17 protein-coding genes are annotated in these 16,451 nt (G+C 68.9%); 12 read left to right on the forward strand and 5 right to left on the reverse strand.

Annotated elements, in window-relative coordinates:
• Positions 1-2 precede the first annotated feature (2 nt).
• From HQ312_RS05635 to HQ312_RS05665, 7 genes are read left to right on the forward strand one after another with little or no spacing between them, the layout of a single operon-like run.
• On the forward strand, positions 3-1,049 hold the full coding sequence (locus HQ312_RS05635; protein ID WP_056441520.1) for an MlaD family protein: 1,047 nt from the start codon (positions 3-5) through the stop codon (positions 1,047-1,049).
• Positions 1,046-2,071 (forward strand): MlaD family protein, encoded by a 1,026-nt coding sequence (locus tag HQ312_RS05640; protein WP_308123810.1) that lies wholly within the window; start codon positions 1,046-1,048, stop codon positions 2,069-2,071. The genes HQ312_RS05635 and HQ312_RS05640 overlap by 4 nt, the downstream gene beginning before the upstream one ends.
• A complete protein-coding gene (locus HQ312_RS05645) occupies positions 2,068-3,048 on the forward strand; it encodes an MlaD family protein (RefSeq protein WP_156380447.1) in 981 nt (326 codons plus the stop codon). The genes HQ312_RS05640 and HQ312_RS05645 overlap by 4 nt, the downstream gene beginning before the upstream one ends.
• A 1-nt stretch (position 3,049) precedes the next feature.
• Positions 3,050-4,114, forward strand: coding sequence for an MCE family protein (locus HQ312_RS05650; protein ID WP_222638051.1), 1,065 nt, complete (start codon positions 3,050-3,052; stop codon positions 4,112-4,114).
• On the forward strand, positions 4,111-5,178 hold the full coding sequence (locus HQ312_RS05655) for an MlaD family protein (RefSeq protein ID WP_222638052.1): 1,068 nt from the start codon (positions 4,111-4,113) through the stop codon (positions 5,176-5,178). The genes HQ312_RS05650 and HQ312_RS05655 overlap by 4 nt, the downstream gene beginning before the upstream one ends.
• Positions 5,175-6,125, forward strand: coding sequence for an MlaD family protein (locus HQ312_RS05660; RefSeq protein WP_037186130.1), 951 nt, complete (start codon positions 5,175-5,177; stop codon positions 6,123-6,125). Before HQ312_RS05655 ends, HQ312_RS05660 begins: the two co-directional genes overlap by 4 nt.
• Positions 6,126-6,165: 40 nt before the next feature.
• Positions 6,166-6,747, forward strand: a complete 582-nt coding sequence (locus HQ312_RS05665; protein ID WP_051613463.1) for a hypothetical protein — start codon at positions 6,166-6,168, stop codon at positions 6,745-6,747.
• On the opposite strand, the gene HQ312_RS05670 is transcribed toward HQ312_RS05665, so the two are convergent.
• Positions 6,720-7,547 carry a class I SAM-dependent methyltransferase gene (locus HQ312_RS05670; protein ID WP_155957055.1) on the reverse strand — a complete coding sequence of 276 codons (828 nt, stop codon included), beginning with the start codon at positions 7,545-7,547 and terminating at the stop codon, positions 6,720-6,722. The genes HQ312_RS05665 and HQ312_RS05670 overlap by 28 nt on opposite strands.
• A gap of 104 nt (positions 7,548-7,651) precedes the next feature.
• Between HQ312_RS05670 and HQ312_RS05675 the strand changes: the two genes are divergently transcribed.
• Together HQ312_RS05675 and HQ312_RS05680 are read left to right on the forward strand one after the other, a co-directional pair.
• A complete protein-coding gene (locus HQ312_RS05675) occupies positions 7,652-7,912 on the forward strand; it encodes a hypothetical protein (protein ID WP_027506312.1) in 261 nt (86 codons plus the stop codon).
• A 64-nt stretch (positions 7,913-7,976) separates the two neighbouring features.
• Positions 7,977-9,017, forward strand: a complete 1,041-nt coding sequence (locus HQ312_RS05680) for an NAD(P)-dependent alcohol dehydrogenase (RefSeq protein ID WP_027506313.1) — start codon at positions 7,977-7,979, stop codon at positions 9,015-9,017.
• 72 nt (positions 9,018-9,089) lie between these two features.
• On the opposite strand, the gene HQ312_RS05685 is transcribed toward HQ312_RS05680, so the two are convergent.
• The 3 genes from HQ312_RS05685 to HQ312_RS05695 are packed head-to-tail and all read right to left on the reverse strand — an operon-like array spanning position 9,090 to position 11,206.
• Positions 9,090-9,956 carry a PPK2 family polyphosphate kinase gene (locus HQ312_RS05685; RefSeq protein ID WP_204869114.1) on the reverse strand — a complete coding sequence of 289 codons (867 nt, stop codon included), beginning with the start codon at positions 9,954-9,956 and terminating at the stop codon, positions 9,090-9,092.
• Between the two features lie 30 nt (positions 9,957-9,986).
• Complete coding sequence (locus HQ312_RS05690) at positions 9,987-10,778, reverse strand: SigB/SigF/SigG family RNA polymerase sigma factor (protein ID WP_027506315.1); 792 nt, start codon at positions 10,776-10,778, stop codon at positions 9,987-9,989.
• On the reverse strand, positions 10,775-11,206 hold the full coding sequence (locus HQ312_RS05695) for an ATP-binding protein (protein WP_027506316.1): 432 nt from the start codon (positions 11,204-11,206) through the stop codon (positions 10,775-10,777). The genes HQ312_RS05690 and HQ312_RS05695 overlap by 4 nt, the downstream gene beginning before the upstream one ends.
• A 347-nt stretch (positions 11,207-11,553) precedes the next feature.
• Between HQ312_RS05695 and HQ312_RS05700 the strand changes: the two genes are divergently transcribed.
• From HQ312_RS05700 to HQ312_RS05710, 3 genes are all read left to right on the forward strand, one after another.
• Positions 11,554-11,922 (forward strand): STAS domain-containing protein, encoded by a 369-nt coding sequence (locus HQ312_RS05700; RefSeq protein WP_222638053.1) that lies wholly within the window; start codon positions 11,554-11,556, stop codon positions 11,920-11,922.
• Between the two features lie 120 nt (positions 11,923-12,042).
• Positions 12,043-13,077, forward strand: a complete 1,035-nt coding sequence (locus HQ312_RS05705) for a PHP domain-containing protein (RefSeq protein WP_222638054.1) — start codon at positions 12,043-12,045, stop codon at positions 13,075-13,077.
• Positions 13,078-13,196: 119 nt separating this feature from the next.
• Positions 13,197-15,446, forward strand: coding sequence for an EAL domain-containing protein (locus HQ312_RS05710; RefSeq protein ID WP_222638055.1), 2,250 nt, complete (start codon positions 13,197-13,199; stop codon positions 15,444-15,446).
• Here HQ312_RS05710 and HQ312_RS22155 read toward each other — a convergent pair.
• Positions 15,372-16,403: a GGDEF domain-containing protein gene (locus HQ312_RS22155; protein ID WP_051613466.1), complete on the reverse strand. Its 1,032-nt coding sequence runs from the start codon at positions 16,401-16,403 to the stop codon at positions 15,372-15,374. The two genes, HQ312_RS05710 and HQ312_RS22155, sit on opposite strands and share 75 nt — an antisense overlap.
• Positions 16,404-16,451 lie beyond the last annotated feature (48 nt).

Consider the following 16,451-nt stretch of genomic DNA (forward strand, 5'->3'; position numbering starts at 1 on the left):
CCATGGCAGTCTTCGACGATCTGTCCCGCAGATCCGCGGGCCCTCGCTCGCTCCGGGTACGCGGCCTCGTGGTGGCCGTCGTGCTCGTGGTCCTCGGTGTGGTGCTCGGCAAGTACGCCACCGGTGACTTCGAGTCTCGGTTCGATCTCACGATCGACAGCACCGCCGTCGGTGACGGCCTCGCGGTCGGGTCGGATATCAAGTACCGCGGACTCCCCATAGGCCGTGTCGACGAGATCGAGCCGCTCGGGTTCGGATCGCAGCGAGTGCACGCCCACATCGAGCCGGCCGTCGCCTCGGTCCTGACCGACGACGTCACCGCGCGGTTCTCCTCCGCGACGGTCTTCGGAGCGACGGTCATCGAATTGTACTCGGAGGGAGAGGGATCCCCGCTGCGCGAGGACACCGTCCTGGCGCTGGGCGACGACACCGAGACGGCGACGGTCACCGGCGTCTTCCGCCGACTCGCCGATCTGACCGACGTGCTGGACGCGGACAACACCGAGCGGGTGCTCGACCTGGCGTCCCGCGTGTCGTCGGAGTTCGGCGACAGCCTGAAGCCCTTCTTCGACACCGCGCAGATGATGGCCGAGACCCAGCGTGCGCCGCTCGCCTGGAAGCTGCACCGCGGTGGTGAGTTGGCGGACGGGCTGGGCGCCTCCATCGGACCGGTCACCGACGTGATCGACCAGGTCGTCACCAGCAGTGAGTACTTCGAGAATCCGGAGAACAGTGCGCGGGCGATCAAGGCCATGTCCGGACTCGGATCCGGCCTCTCGATCCCACTGGGAGATCTGTTGCGCGACAATGGTCCGTACCTCCGCCCGCTGCTCGACACCCTGCTGGACGTGTTGCTGCCGGTGGCGCTCTCGGCGGGAACGCTCGCGCCGGCATACCAGCGTGTGCCCGACGTGATCTCCGGCGTCGAGGACGCTTTCCCGAACGTCGACGGCCGGACCCAGCTGCAACTTCAGGTGATCGTGAAGAACATGCCCGCCATGGCCGGTCCGGCGGAAGCCTTCGCGGCGCGACTGGGCGGTGTGCTGTGACGCGCTCGTCGGTGGTGGGGACGCCGGTGGCGACCCTGGTGAAGCTCGGTGCGTTCGCGCTCGTGGCCGTGTTGTGTCTCGTCCTCGTGGGCGGCGCGCTGCGCAACGGTGGCGGCGACGACCGGTCGACGTTCGACGCGCGTTTCGACGACGTCTCCGGTCTCTACGCCGGTGACGACGTCCGCCTCTCGGGCGTGCTCGTGGGGTCGGTGAACGACATCGAACTCGACGGGAACCGGGCCAGGGTGTCCTTCGAGGTCGACTCCGACCGGCCGGTGCTCACGACCACGAAAGCTGCTGTGCGCTACCAGAACCTGTTGGGCCAGCGGTATCTCGAGCTCATCAGCACCGACGACTCGGGATCCGAGTTGGCACCGGGGTCCTCGCTGGCGGACGACATGACCGTGCCGTCGTTCGACATCACGACGCTCTTCGACGGGTTCCAGCCCATCTTCGAGACCATTGACACCGACCAGGTGAACCGGTTCGCGCAGAACGTGCTCGATCTCGTGCAGGGTGACGGGTCGGGCCTCGGGCCGGTCCTGCGCGACCTGGACGGGCTGACCACCTATGCCTCGCAGCGCGAGGACCTCATCGTGCTCCTCATCCGCAACCTGGGCGCCATCTCCGGTGTGGTGGCCGAGCGCTCGGAGCAACTGGGTCGACTGTTCGCCGAACTCGACCGCGTGGTGTCGACGTTCGCCGACAGGGCCGACACCCTGCTCTCGTCCGTCGACGACATCAATTCCGGTCAGGGACCGTTCATCTCGATCGGGGAGCAGTTGCGCGACACCTACGACTCCGAGTACGGCCCGGTGGATTCGGCGTTCAAGCGGCTCGTGCCGGGAGCTCAGCAACTGGTGGACCTGCTCGCGATGGTGCCCAGTCTGCTGCGCGGTGTCGACCAGACGGTGCGCAACGCCCCCGAGGGGCAGGTCTCCGCGTGCTCGGCCGGCGACACCGAGATTCCCGGCATCGGCTCGGTCGTGCTCGGAACCCAGCGCCTGGTGGTCTGCCGATGAGCTCCGTGCGTCAGGGAAGCCAGACCGTCTGGGGAATCGTGGGTGTGCTCGCGCTCGTCGTCGCCGTGGTGGCCGCCGTCGTCGTGTACTCGCTTCCCATCGGGCATCGCACGTACACAGCGGCATTCGAGACGACCGGCGGAGCGCACGCCGGGGACGACGTCCGCATCGCCGGTATCTCGGTGGGATCGGTGACGTCGATGAAGCTGGACGGCGACCACGTCCAGGTGGCCTTCGAGGTGGACGAGAACGTCGAACTGGGCGACGCGACGTCGCTCGGGGTGCGCCTGCTGACGCCGGTGGGGGGCCACTACTTCTCGCTGACTCCCGGCGGTACCGGAGAGCTGCAGGACGGGGAGATCCCGCTCGAGCACACCCGCGTGCCGTTCTCGCTGTCCGACACGGTCGAGGCGGCGACGCCGATCCTCCGCGATCTGGACGGAACGTCGTTGCGGCAGAACATCGCCGAGATTGATCGGGCCGTGCAGGCTCAGCCGGAGTCGATCCGTGACATCACCACGACCCTGACGTCCATGACCGGTGCGATCGCCGATCGCCAGGACGATCTCGACCGGAGCCTCGACGTGGCCGACGAGTACATCGGCGAACTGGCGACCGATCGCGAGATCCTGCTGGGGCTGCTGAAGCAGATCGGCATCATCACCTCCAAGCTGGGCGCGAAGCGCGCCGACGTCGCCGCGGCCGCCGACAAGCTCTACCGGCTGTTCTCGCTCCTGCACCGACCGATCATGGCGCTCGACGAGGGGCTCGGCCCCACGATCGACGAGGTCGAGAATCTCGTGGCGTCGCTGAAGGAGCGCACGGGGTCCATCGACGACGCGATCTCCGCGGGCCGCGAGTTCTCCGAGTCCATGGCCGGCCTTCTCGACACCGGCGCCGGGCCCGTCATCGACCGCAGTGCCGCCGTCGTCACCGGATCGACGCTGTGTGTCCCGGTTCCCGGAAAGGTGTGCTGACGTGGCCGCTCGCAGCAAGGTGGTGGCAGTGGCCGTCGCCGCCGTCGTCCTGGTCGGCGCCGGGACCGCGGCGTCGTCCGCAGCCCAGCTCGTCGGGACCCCGCGCTCGGATCTGTGCGCCGAGATGATCGATTCGGTCGGTCTCTACGAGGGGAACGACGTCACGCTCCTCGGCATCCCCGTCGGCGAGGTGACCGGCATCGAGCCTCGCGGCGACCACGTCCGGGTCACGATGTCCGTCGAGGACTCGCTCACGTTGCCGGCCGACGTGGGTGCGGTGACGATGTCGGACTCCATCGTCACCGATCGTCGGCTCGAACTGACCACGCCGTATCGCGACGGCGTGCCCCTCGATCGCGACGAGTGCATCCCGCTCGAGCGCACCCGCACCCCCATCGGGATCAGCGACACCCTCGAGGCGGTGAACAAGCTCGGCGCGGAGCTTCTCGGAACGACGTCGACGACCGATCCGGACAACCCGCGGCCGCCGGACGAGGAGATTCTCGGCGACACCCTGCGCTCGCTCGACACCGCACTCGACGGCAGCGGGGAGCAACTCGGGACCGCGCTGTCCCAGGTCTCCGATCTGGTCGGCAATCCGGCGAACAAGGACACCCAGGTGCGCCGCATGGTCGACAACGTCGACACGCTGACGGCGACCCTGGTGGACCGGTGGCCGGACATCACCCTGCTGATCGAGAACCTGAAGCAGGGGCTCGGGGCCGCGGGCGACTTCTCGGAGCGGTTCGCCCAGGCGATCGACCTGACGGTCGAGTTCCTCCCCGTCCTCGAGAAGACGCTGCCGAAGTTCGCACCCACGCTCTACCGCGTGCTCGACGTCGTCGTCCCGATCGTGGCGATCATCGTCAGCAGAGTCGGCGACATCGCGAGCATCCTGTCGCGGGTGCCGAAGCAGACGGAGCAGCTCGCCTCCCTCCAGGATCCGGACACGCAGGCCGCCCGGCTGACGTTCGCACCTCCGCAGTTCGCGGTGCCCGTCGCGGGTGGGTCCACCGTGAACGTCGATCTGGTCCCGCTCGTGCTCGGATCGGCAGGGTCCCGGTGAAGCGGCTCCTGGCGGCGCTGACCGTGGCGGCCGCGGCAGTGACGGCGTCGGGCTGCGGTGCCTCGATCGCCGACCTGCCCGTGCCGGGCAGTTACGTTCCGGGCCCGACCTACCGGGTCGACATCGAGTTCTCGAGTGTGCTGAATCTGCCGGCGCGGGCGAAGGTGGTCCTCGACGGTGTGGACGTCGGGCTCCTGGAGTCGGTCACCCTCACCGGCTCGACCGCCGTCGCCGCCGTGGACGTCGATCGCACCGTCGCACTGCCGGCGCTCACGCGAGCGGAACTGCGCCAGGGCACGATCCTGGGCGAGATCTACGTCGCGTTGCAGCGTCCGGAGGACGGATCCGACACTTCGGGTGCCACCCTGCAGGACGGCGATGTCATCCCGCTCGAGCGGACGACGCCGGCGGACAACGTCGAAGACGTGCTGCGCGGGCTCTCCGAGGTGGTGGCCGGCGGGCACATCGTCGACTTCCAGCGGTCCATCGATCGGTTCAACCGGGCGATCCCGCCGGATCCGGCGACGGTCGACCTCATCAACGACAAGGCCCGAGAGGCGTTGCGGGACCTGGCGACCAACACGACGGAGCTCGACCGCATCCTGGGCGGCGCCGAGGCGGTGACCCGGTCGTTCGCCGAGAAGACGGACACGCTCGACACCATCCTGACGAGTGGTCCGGAACGTGTCGCGGGACTCGCGGACGCCCTGTTGGTCGTGGTCGACGCCCTGATCGATCTGGGGTACATGTCGCGGAACATCGGTGCCGTGATCAACCCGGTGGCGGGAGATCTGCACGACGTGATCGCCACTCTGCAGCCCATGATCCGCACTCTCGCCACGGCCGATCTGACGGCGCCGATGCTGGCGTCCCGCATGGACGCCCTGCTGCGCGAGAAGCTGGTGCCGTTCTTCACGTCGTCGCCGAACGTCCGCATCGCCTCCGTCTCGGGCGACACGCCCGCGGGAGAAGCACCCGACCGGGAAGGCCGGAGGCCGGCCGACGGCCTCGATCGAGCCGACGAGATGATTCAGGTTCTGCGATCGATCGGATTCGTGCGATGAGGGGTTCGATCCTGTCCGCCACGGCGCTCGCGGCGGTCGCCGTGCTGGGTGTCGGATACCTGTCGTTGAACGTCCTGGACATCGATCCGCGACGCGACCACGCCGAGATCACCGTGCCGCTCACGACTTCCGGCGGCCTGATCGACACCTCTCAGGTGACCTTGCGAGGATTCGCCATCGGCAGGGTCGAGCGGATCGACGTCGAGGGCGGTGGACTCCGTGCCGTCGTCAGAGTGGATGCCGCGCAGAAGATTCCGGTCGACACCGAGGTGCGGGTCTCGAATCTCTCCGCGGCGGGCGAACAGTTCCTCGACTTCCGTCCGCACTCGGACTCCGGGCCGTACCTGGCGGACGGGGACGTGGTGGACGCGGCGGACGTCTCGGTCGCTCCCAGCGTCAGCGACACCCTCGCGGTCGCCGAGGCACTCACGCGCGAGATCGACACCGATGCGCTGGGCGGCATCGTCGACACGGTCGACACCGCCACGCGGGGCCGGGAGTCGGACATCGACAACGTCGTCGAGGTGTTGCGGCTGCTGTCCCTCACGTTGGCCGACAAGAAGGACGAGATCCGGCGGCTGTATCGCAACCTGCAGGTGCTCGGCGAGAACGCGTACGCCGATGCGCTGGGCCCGCGGCTCGCGGACGCGGTTCCCGAACTGAACGCCTCCGGAGCAGGTCTCGACCACCTGATCGGTTCGTACCAGGACTACTCGTACGTCGGCGAGACCGTGTGGGACGGCGAACTGGCCCGGTTGGTGCCCAAGATCGACGAGTACCTGAGTCAGTTGTCGCCGGACCTCGGCTTCATCGCCACCGTGCTGCGCCCGGTCACACAGCCGATCCGCCCGCTCCGGGTCGATGCCGGCGCCCTGGTGACGATGCTCGAGCAGGTCTTCCCGCGCGGCGGACCGGCTCGGGTGGCCGTGACCCTGCCCGGCAACTGACGTACCCCTCCTGCATCAGACGGACGACGAGAAGGCCATCATGACAACAGAACTCGACACCACCTCGACCGAGGACGACGCGGCGCCGGACACGGCGGTGCCCGCGGTGTCGTCCCGGACGCGCCTCGTGGCGATCGTCGCCACTGTGGTCGCCGTGCTCGCGACCGTCGCTGCCGTGGTGGCAGGAGTGCAGTGGCAGTCCGCCCACTCGGCCCTGGCCGCGGAACGCGGAGCCGATGCCGACCGCGCCACCGCCGAGAACACGGCGCGGGCGTACACGGAGCGGTCGTTGACCTACGACCACACGGACATCGACGGCTTCTTCGGGGGCGTCGAGGAGGGCACCACCGACGCTCTGCGTGAGCGCTTCGACGGTGTGCGCGAGGTGCTCACGCAGATCATGACCGACTCGCAGGTGGTGGCGTCGGGTCGGGTGAACGCAGCGACGGTCACGGCGCAGGAGGGCGACACCTACACGGTGTCGGTCTTCGCGACCCAGACCACGCAGAACCTGCAGCAGCCCGAACCCGGTGCCGTGCCGACGCTTCTGACGGTGACCGTCGAGCACACCGGCGACGAGTGGTTGGTCTCGGACTACGGAGCCGACACCGGCACGTCCTGATCGCTGCGGCTCAGCCGCCCGGTGACGAACTGGGCTGCGCCGTGGATGCGCTGCTCCACATGCTCGACCCCGCGTTCCCGCAGGACGTCGGTGATGTCGTCGCGTCGGAACATCTCCAGTCCCACGGTGCTCGCTGCCGCGGCGGTGACCGCCCCGACCGGCTGTGGGCCGCGACGTACCGTCGTCATGAGCGCGATGCGGCCGCCCGGTCGCAGCACCCGGATCATCTCGTCGAGGACCCGGTACGGCTCCGGCACCAGGTACAGCGCGGCGTAGCAGCACACCGCGTCCACGGCGTCGTCCTCGAACGGGATCTCTCGCGCGTCCCCGAGCAGGTAGGCGACGTGCTCGTCGTCGTCGGTGTCCGCCGACGCGCGGGCGATCATCGGCTCCGACGCGTCCAGGCCGATGACGAGAGGCCGACCGTGCGCTCCGGTGAGCATGGCCTCGGCCAGCGATCGCGAGAAGTTGCCGGGTCCGCACGCGACGTCCAGGACGACCGACACGTCGGGGGACACGAGACCGAGGTCACGCACCGCATAGGCCCGCTGTTCCTCCACGGAGGGCCCGCCGGCGCCCATCCACAGGCGGAACAGAGGCCGCCACGCGCGTTCGTATACGGCCGCGAGGGGGGAGAAGGTCATCAGGCGCCCGGCGACGGACGATGCGGAGGCGGGGGACGCCTCTCGCGCTGTGGAGTCCGTCACCCGGACGTCGAGCACTCCGCGCATCGGCGACGACGCGTCGACACCCGTTCGGAGCAGTTCTCGGGTTCGCCGTACCGCGGGTGTCTCGGCCATACCGACCACGCTAGCGCGACCACGCCCACGGCGGTGCGGACGTTGCTACTGTGACCGACGGGGTCCGGTCGGACCCGTTCGCGTACAGGGGAGGACGTCACGTCATGGCTTCGATCACGGTGCCCACCATCGCTGGAATCGGTCTCGCTGCAACAGGTGCCGCGCACTTCGTGGCGCCCGACGCCTTTCGCTCGATCACCGAGCCGGCGTTCCCGAAGGACACTCGTACGTGGACCTACCGCAACGGTGCGTCGGAGCTCGTGATCGGCACCGCCATCGCCGTCCCGGCCACGCGCAAGGTCGGTCTCGTCGCGCTCGCGGGGTACCTCGGCTTCCTCGGGTACCGGATGGCCACCGCTCGCTGATCCGTCGCCGGGGACGAACCGGACATGGTTTACGAGTCAACGATGCACGGGTAGACATGTGTACATGTCCACAGCAACCGCATACGCCGCCACCGCACCCGACGCACCGCTCGAGAAGACCACCATCGAGCGACGAGAGCTCGGTCCGAACGACATCCTGATCGACGTCAAGTTCGCCGGTATCTGCCACTCGGACATCCACACCGCCCGCAACGAGTGGGGCGGCACCACGTACCCCGTCGTCCCCGGCCACGAGATCGCCGGCATCGTCGCCGAGGTCGGTTCCGACGTCACCAGCCGCAAGGTCGGCGATCGCGTCGGCGTCGGCTGCTTCGTCGACTCCTGCGGCACCTGTGAGGCCTGCAAGGACGGCGACGAGCAGTACTGCACCAAGGGCGTCGTCCAGACGTACAACTCGAAGACCTACGAGGGTGAGTTCACCCACGGTGGCTACTCGACGCAGATCGTCGTCACCGAGAAGTTCGTGCTGGGCATCCCCGAGGGCGTCGAGCTCGACGTCGCCGCGCCGCTGCTGTGCGCCGGCATCACCCTCTACTCGCCGCTGAAGCACTGGGGCGCGGGCCCCGACAAGAAGGTCGCCATCATCGGCATGGGCGGACTGGGCCACGTCGGCGTCAAGATCGCCCACGCGCTCGGCGCTCACGTCACCGTGCTCAGCCAGACGCTGAGCAAGGAGGAGGACGGCAAGCGACTCGGAGCCGACGAGTACTACGCCACGAAGGACACCACCGCGCTGAAGGACCTGCGCGGCAAGTTCGACCTCATCCTCAACACCGTCTCCGCGAACCTGCCGATGGGCGACTACCTCGGCCTGCTCGCCCGCAACGGCACGCTCGTCGAGTTGGGCGTTCCCGAGAAGCCCCTCGAGGTCCCGGCCTTCAACCTGCTGGCGAACCGTCGTTCGTTCGCGGGCTCCATGGTCGGCGGCATCGCCGAGACCCAGGAGATGCTGGACTTCTGCGCCGAGCACCACATCGGCGCCGAGATCGAGGTCATCTCCGGCGACCAGATCAACGAGGCGTACGACCGCGTCGTCAAGTCGGACGTGCGCTACCGCTTCGTGATCGACACCGCCACCCTCTGATCCACAGGCGCAGCGCCACAGCTGCGAACACCACCTTCGGGCGCCGACCTCGCGGTCGGCGCCCGTCGGCGTTCACGGCCGCGGCAGGGACGCCAGACGCTGCTTCTCGTGCTCCACGTCGAAGTCCGCGGGCGGCCACTGCAGGTCCAACGACGTCAGTGCTCCCGTCAGCAGCTCCGTGACGGCGAGCCGGCTGTACCACTTGTGATCGGACGGCACCACGTACCAGGGCGCCCACTCCGTGTCGGTGCGATCCAGGACCGCCTGGTACGCCTCCTGGTAGGCGACCCACTTCTCGCGCGCCTCGATGTCGCTCGGGTCGTACTTCCAGTACTTGTCCGGCCGTCGCAGTCGACGAGCGAGACGCTTGCCCTGCTGCTCCCACGACAGCGCCATGGCCACCTTGACGATGGTGGTGCCGCTCTCGACCACGCGGCGCTCGAAGTCGTTGATCTCGTCGTAGCGCGTGCGCCACACGCTGGGAGGCGCGAGTTCGTTCACACGGACGATGAGGACGTCCTCGTAGTGGGACCGGTCGAAGACCCCGATCTGGCCCGGTCGCGGCAGCTTCTTCTCCACGCGCCACAGGAACGGGTGCGCCCGCTCCTCCTCCGTCGGGGTGCCGAAGGTCGCGTGATCGACACCCTGGGGCTCGACCATGCCGAGCACGTGCCGGACCATGCCGCCCTTGCCCGAGGTGTCCATCCCCTGCAGCACGAGCAGGACCGACCGGTGGTCTCCGCTCTTGCCGCAGGCGTACAGACGCTCCTGAAGTTCCGACAGGATCTTGCCGCGCGCCGACATCAACTCCTTGCCGGCGTCCTTGTCGCGATCGAAACCGGGCGTCGACGCGGCGTCCACCGTCGACCACGACGTGCCCGACGCGGCCAGGGCCGCGGGCAGATTCGTGGTGAAGCCGGGCGACGGTGAGCTGCTCATCCCGCGAGCGTAGGCGTACGGCCCGCTTCTCTAGTGCAGTTCCTCGCGGAGTTGGGCGAGTGTCCGGGCGAGGAGACGCGAGACGTGCATCTGCGAGATCCCCATCTTCTCGGCGATCTGCGTCTGCGTCATGTTTCCGAAGAAGCGCAGCAGCAGCACGTTGCGCTCACGCTCGGGGAGCTTCTCGAGCAGGGGACGGAGAGCCTCGTGGTTCTCGACGTTCTCCATCTCCTTGTCGTAGTCGCCGAGGGTGTCCGCCAACGACAGGCCCTCGGAATCGCTTCCGCTGGAAGCACTGTCGACCGAGAGTGTCTGGTAGGCGTTGCCGGCGGTGAGCCCCATCGCGACCTCGTCGCGGTCCAGGTCGAGATACTCGGCCAACTCGGAGACGGTCGGTGACCGCCCCTGCGTCTGCGACAGATCCGCGATGGCACGGGAGAGCTGCAGGTGCAGTTCCTTCATGCGCCGAGGGACGCGGACGGCCCATCCCGCGTCACGGAAGTGTCGGCGTACCTCGCCCATGATCGTGGGTACCGCGAAGGACACGAAATCGGATCCGCGTTCGACGTCGAAGCGATCGACCGCGTTGACCAGCCCGACGCGGGCGACCTGCACCAGATCGTCGTGCGCCTCACCGCGGCCGTCGAATCGGCGGGCGATGTGTTCGGCGAGTGGCAGGCACCGCGTCACCAGCTCGTCGCGCAGCTTGCCTCGCAGGGGATCGCCCTCGGGCAGCGTGCGGATGCGGGTGAAGCGCTCGGCGACGTCGGCGTACTCGTCCGCCGAGCGCCGTGACTTCGGCTTGCGTTCGCTTGTCGTCACTCGTCCCAGCCGTGCTTGCTCTTGGTGAACTCGATGGTGGTCGAGACGACACCGCGCTCGTCCTCGGACTGCGACGTCGACACGGAGTCGGTCAGGGCGTTGAGAACGTGCCAGCCGAAACCGCTGGCGTCCAGATCGGCGCCGGCCTCGGTCGTCGTCGTCACCGACACGTGGAGAGCGTCGTCCGCGGTGAGGAAACGGCACACCATTCGGGCACCCGGGGTGGCACGCACGATGAGGCGGCTGCAGGACTCGTCGATGGCGAGCCGGATGTCGGCGATGCTGTCCAGATCGAAGTCGTCCTGGGCGGCGAGTGTCGCGGCCACGGCGCGAGTGACCGACAGCTGGCTCGCGTCGGCGTGGACACCGAGCTCGATGGTGGCGTCGGCCCCCTCCGTGTTCGGCTCCGTCGTGATGGCCCGTGTCATGAGGTCTCCCACTTCTTCGTGTCGCGTGTCGGTTCAGACGAACCTCGTACGTGTTCGACCGGTCGAGATTACCCGGGGGCCGTCGTCGCAAAACGTGCACCGTACCGGCGGCGTCTCCCGCGGCGTCGCTCGATGTTCACCAGGATCCTCACCGAAGTGGTTGGCAGACCGCTCCGGGTAGCGTAGGTTCAGAGACAGGTTGAGTCAGCAGCCGACGTACGAAGCACCGTCGATGGTCGCTCGGACTCCTTTCCACCAACCGCCACTCATTCTGCAGTCGCGGACGGGTTCTTTCACCTGCAGCACCATTGCTCTGCTTCTCCAGCTAGATCGGCATTTGGAGAATCATGACTGTTTCGACTTCACACGCATCCACCACCACCACCACTCTCGGCGACGACGTCGTCATGCCCGGCGGACTCATCTCCGTCGTGCGTACCGACTCGGAGACCACGTACCGCGTCACCGGCAGTGTGGACCTGTCCAACTCGTCCACCTTCTCGGACGTCGTGAGCAACGACGTCGAGGCGGGACGAAGCATCGTGCTCGATTTGTCCGGAGTCGACTTCTTCGGCACCGCAGCACTTTCCGTCGTGGCGGGTCTCGACGACCGCAGCGCGGCGAACGGTTCCCACCTGACCCTCGTGGTCGGCGACGCGGTCACCCGCGTCATGGGTGCCGCTCGGTGGGAGCCCACCGCACGCGTGGTCCGCTGACCACGCTGCACCGAAACTCGGCGTGATCCGGTTCGTCCGGGTCGTCGCTCCCCCCTGCCCCTGTCGCCGGTTCCCGGTGGCAGGGGCAGTGTCATGTCCGGGGCCGTAGGCTCTGACGGCATGGAACCTGTTGCCGCACTGCGAGAGGTGGCGTTCTGGCTCGAGCGGTCGCGGGCCGAGACGCGCCGGGTCAAGGCCTACCGCACCGCCGCCGACGTCCTGGCCGCACTGGACGCCGACAGGGTGGCCGAGCTCGCTCGCACCGACGGCTGGACCACCCTGCGCGGCATCGGTCCGAAGACCTCCGCGGTCGCCGCGGCGGCCGCGGCCGGCGAGGTTCCCGAGTACCTCCTGCAACTGCGCGCCGAGGCACAGCCCATCGGTGTCGGCGGCGAGGAACTGCGAACAGCTCTGCGCGGGGATCTGCACACGCACTCCGACTGGTCGGACGGGGGAAGTCCGATCGAGGAGATGGCGGAGACCGCGCGCAGGATCGGGCACGAGTACTGGGTGCTCACCGACCATTCACCGCGTCTGACCGTCGCCCACGGGCTCTCCGCCGACCGACTTCGCGCCCAGCTCGAGGTCATGGACGAGGTGCAGCGACGGTTCGAGACCGACGGCGGGCGGCCGATGCGGGTGCTGACCGGCATCGAGGTCGACATCCTCGACGACGGGTCGCTGGACCAGGAGCCGGAGCTGCTCGACGACCTCGACATCGTCGTCGCGAGCGTCCACTCCCACCTGCGCGCGGACAGCGCCACGATGACGGCGCGCATGATCGCCGCGGTGACGAACCCGCAGGTCGACGTTCTCGGCCACTGCACCGGCCGTCTCGTCGAGGGCGGACGCGGCACCCGCCCCGAGTCGACGTTCGACGCCCGTGCCGTGTTCGAGGCGTGCCGTGACCACGGGACCGCGGTGGAGATCAACGCGCGTCCCGAGCGCCAGGACCCGCCGGAGCGGTTGATGGAGCTCGCTCTGGAGATCGGCTGCCTGTTCAGCATCGACACCGACGCGCACGCCCCCGGCCAACTCGACTGGCTCGGCCACGGTTGTGCGCGTGCCACCGCGGTGGGCGTTCCGCCGGACCGTATCGTCACCACCTGGCCGGTCGACCGGTTGCTGGACTGGGCGTCGTCGGACGGAGCGTGACGCGGGCAGGTACCGGTCCCCGAGAGGAAAAGCGGGCAAAGAACGGGCAGAGTGCGTCGAAGGTGGAACAATCGCGAGGTGTTGCTGGGGGCGGAAACGGGTCTGGGGGCGGAGACGTGGTGACGGGAAGCCTGAACTCGGGTGGCCTGAACTCTGGTGGTTCGGACTCGGGCGACGCCGGCGACAGGCGCACCGTTCTGGCAGCGCTGACGGCGATCTCCGAGTCGTCCCAGGACGGTGTCGTGGTCTTCGATCGCAACACCTCCGTGCGGTACGCCAATGCCGCCGCCCGCACCATCCTCGAGTTCCCGGCCCACGAGAACCCGTCCGCGCGAGACCTCGTCGCGGACACGGCCGCCTCGACACTCGACCTCATTCTCTCCGAGCTGAACGCCACGGGAGCCTGGACCGGTCGGATCGCGGTGGGAACTCCGGCCCGACCGATACTGGTGTCCGCCTGGGTACTCGGGCCCACCGACGGCCACGAGGTCGTGGTCGCGACACTCGTGGACGGCTCCGAGCGGCAGGAGCGCGAGGAGGAGCTCGTCGACGCCCTCACCGCCGTCCGCCGCCGAGCGCGCGAGCAGCGCATCGTCGCCGGGCTCAACCGTGCGGCGCTCACCGGATCCTTCGACGACCTCGTGGCCACCGCTCTGCAGTCCATCGTGGACCTTGTCGGTGCCACGCACGCCGTGGTGTTCCGCCGACGCGGTGCGGACCGCCTGGCCGTCCACGCGGCCACCTTCGAGCCGCCCGACGAAGAGACCCTGCCCTCGGGCACCGCGACGCTGGCCGGCTACGCGCTCGAGCGCGAGGAGGTGATCGTGTGCGCGGACACCCGCGACGAGACCCGCTTCGACGTCACCCTGCTCGAGGACCACGACCTCCGCAGCGGTATCGCGGCTCCCGTCCGCGGGGGCGACGGCACGTGGGGTGTCCTCGTCGTCTATCGCACCGAGCCGCACACGCCGTCGGCCGACACGCTGTCCTTCGTCGTCACGGTAACCGCGGTGCTGGCGTCCGCCGTGCGCCGGTCCGACCTCGAACGCGAGCTGCGATACCGCAGCCTGCACGACCCGCTGACGCAGTTGGCGAATCGCACGCTCGCGTACCAACGCATCGATTCCGCGCTCGGAGTCTCGCGCGAGGACGGCACGCTCACCGCCGTGATCCTGGTGGACCTCCACGACTTCCGCACCATCAACGACAGCTTCGGCCACGGCGCGGGGGACGCGGTGCTCGCGGCGGTGGCGCCGATGCTCACGCGCACCGTCAGGCCCTCCGACACCGTCGCCCGCTTCGGCGGCGACGAGTTCCTGCTCGTGTGCCCGGGCCTGCGCAGCACCTTCGACGCCATCGGCGTCGCCCAGGGTGTGCTGGCCATGTTCCGCCGTCCGCTCACCATCGGGAACCGGACGACGACCGTCACCGCCTGCATGGGCATCTCGGTCGGGTACGGCGAGCACACCGCCGCGGAGATGGTCCGCCAGGCGGACGTCGCCATGGGCGGCGCGAAGAAGGAGGGGCCGGGGAGCTACGAGCTGTACGACAAGGTGCAGGGCGGAGAAGCGTTGCGGCGCTTGACCATCGCCTCGGAGCTCCGGTCCGCGATCGAGAACGACGACCTCGACGTGGCGTACCAGCCCGTGTTCGACATCCGATCCGGACGCATGACCGGGGTCGAGGCGCTCGCGCGGTGGACCACGTCGAGTCTCGGCGTCGTCGGGCCCGACGAGTTCGTTCCCGCCGCCGAACGCGCGGGCCTGATCGGGCCGCTCGGCAGCTGGGTGCTGCGCCGGGCGTGCACCGAGGCCGCGCGCTGGCAGACCGGTGATCCGGTGGAACTTCGCGTCAACGTCAGTCCGCTGCAGCTTCGTCAGCGCACGTTCGCGTCGTCCCTCGCCGACACGCTCGAGCGCACCGGTCTCGCCCCGGATCTGCTGGGCATCGAGATCACCGAGACCCTGTGGCTCGAGGACACGTCCGCTGTGAAGAACAACCTCGACGAGCTGCACCGGATGGGCATCAAGATCCTGCTGGACGACTTCGGTGTCGGCCACAGCTCGCTGGACTACCTGACGCGCTTCCCGATTCTCGACGCCATCAAGATCGATCGATCGTTCGTCGCCGACCTGCCGACCGAGCAGTCGGAGGCGGTCATCCGCGCCGTCGTGTCGGTGGCCGACGCGTTCGGTCTCGACGTGGTGGGCGAGGGTGTGGAGACCACGGCCCAACTCGACAGCCTCGTCCGGTGCGGATGCGGCTACGCCCAGGGCTACCTGATGGCGCGACCACTACCGCCGGGCGACGTGACCGCCCTGGTGGCGTCCGGGGGTCGGATGAATGTCGATGCCGGACCTGCTCGGTGACCGACGCTTCGACACGTACATGTTCTCGTCCGCGAGCGACCACGACGCGGTGATGCTGCCGGCCTCGGTGACCGTGCTCCATCCGACCGACATCGGCACGTCCGCCGCGTGGGCGGAGGACTCCAGGGCCGTGAGCATGCCGTCGACGTCGGTGGCGTCGCGGTCGAACACCAGGACTCCGAACTCGTCGCCGCCGAGACGGGCCACGACGTCGGACTCGTGAGCCCACGCCCGCAGCAGTTCGGCGGCGCGTCGGATCACCCGGTCTCCCGCGGCATGGCCGTGCCGGTCGTTCACCTGCTTCATCCCGTCGAGGTCGACGACCACCACGGCGCCGGGGTCGGCGAAGCGAGTCCAGCGCGCGTCCTCGGGCTCGAGCACCCGGTTCCATCCCCGCCTGTTGAAGAGTCCGGTGAGGGGGTCGGTCTCCGCCTCGCGCCGAGCCAGTTCGGCGGACCGCTCCGCGACCGCGCGGGCGTGGTCGGTCTCGAACACCGTGGTGAGCAGCCCGGACAGGAGATCGAGCAGCGCGGTCATGCCGGCGGGCAGCGGCCCGCTGATCGGCCGCGAGCCGAAACCGCACATCGTGCCGAACAGCGAGCCGTCCGCCCGCCGGATGGGCACACCGATGTACGACCGGACCGGGTCGTGCCCGGGAACGCCGATGCGCGGAATGCCCGCGTCGTCGAGGTCCTCCACGACGGACGGGATCTCGCCCTCGGTCATCGAATGGCACAGCGACTCGTTCCACCCCACGACGAGGCCGGTGTCGATCCCCAGGCCGTTGGTGTTGGTGCGCAGGAAGATCTGCTTGTCGTCGACGACGCGCGAGACGGCCCAGGCCGTCGCGGGAAGGATGCTGTCGAGATACGCGACGACGGCCGCACCCGCGGCGTCGAAGGTGGAGAGCGCGGAGGGCGGCGGTGCGATCGAGGGGGGACGAGGTGGAACGGTCACGGTCTGTCCTGAGGGCGGAAGGTCGACCGCGGCACCCCCGGAACCGCG

Source organism: Rhodococcus sp. BP-316, assembly GCF_019836105.1.
In the GTDB taxonomy this organism is placed as follows: Bacteria; Actinomycetota; Actinomycetes; order Mycobacteriales; family Mycobacteriaceae; genus Rhodococcoides.

Bases quoted from the DNA above. Each gene is read 5' to 3' on its own strand.
- HQ312_RS05660 (WP_037186130.1), top strand. From the start codon at position 5,175: ATGAGGGGTTCGATCCTGTCCGCCACGGCGCTCGCGGCGGTCGCCGTG.
- HQ312_RS05700 (WP_222638053.1), top strand. From the start codon at position 11,554: ATGACTGTTTCGACTTCACACGCATCCACCACCACCACCACTCTCGGC.
- HQ312_RS05675 (WP_027506312.1), top strand. From the start codon at position 7,652: ATGGCTTCGATCACGGTGCCCACCATCGCTGGAATCGGTCTCGCTGCA.
- HQ312_RS05685 (WP_204869114.1), bottom strand. From the start codon at position 9,956: ATGAGCAGCTCACCGTCGCCCGGCTTCACCACGAATCTGCCCGCGGCC.
- HQ312_RS05695 (WP_027506316.1), bottom strand. From the start codon at position 11,206: ATGACACGGGCCATCACGACGGAGCCGAACACGGAGGGGGCCGACGCC.
- HQ312_RS05705 (WP_222638054.1), top strand. From the start codon at position 12,043: ATGGAACCTGTTGCCGCACTGCGAGAGGTGGCGTTCTGGCTCGAGCGG.
- HQ312_RS05670 (WP_155957055.1), bottom strand. From the start codon at position 7,547: ATGGCCGAGACACCCGCGGTACGGCGAACCCGAGAACTGCTCCGAACG.
- HQ312_RS05645 (WP_156380447.1), top strand. From the start codon at position 2,068: ATGAGCTCCGTGCGTCAGGGAAGCCAGACCGTCTGGGGAATCGTGGGT.
- HQ312_RS05665 (WP_051613463.1), top strand. From the start codon at position 6,166: ATGACAACAGAACTCGACACCACCTCGACCGAGGACGACGCGGCGCCG.
- HQ312_RS05635 (WP_056441520.1), top strand. From the start codon at position 3: ATGGCAGTCTTCGACGATCTGTCCCGCAGATCCGCGGGCCCTCGCTCG.
- HQ312_RS05680 (WP_027506313.1), top strand. From the start codon at position 7,977: ATGTCCACAGCAACCGCATACGCCGCCACCGCACCCGACGCACCGCTC.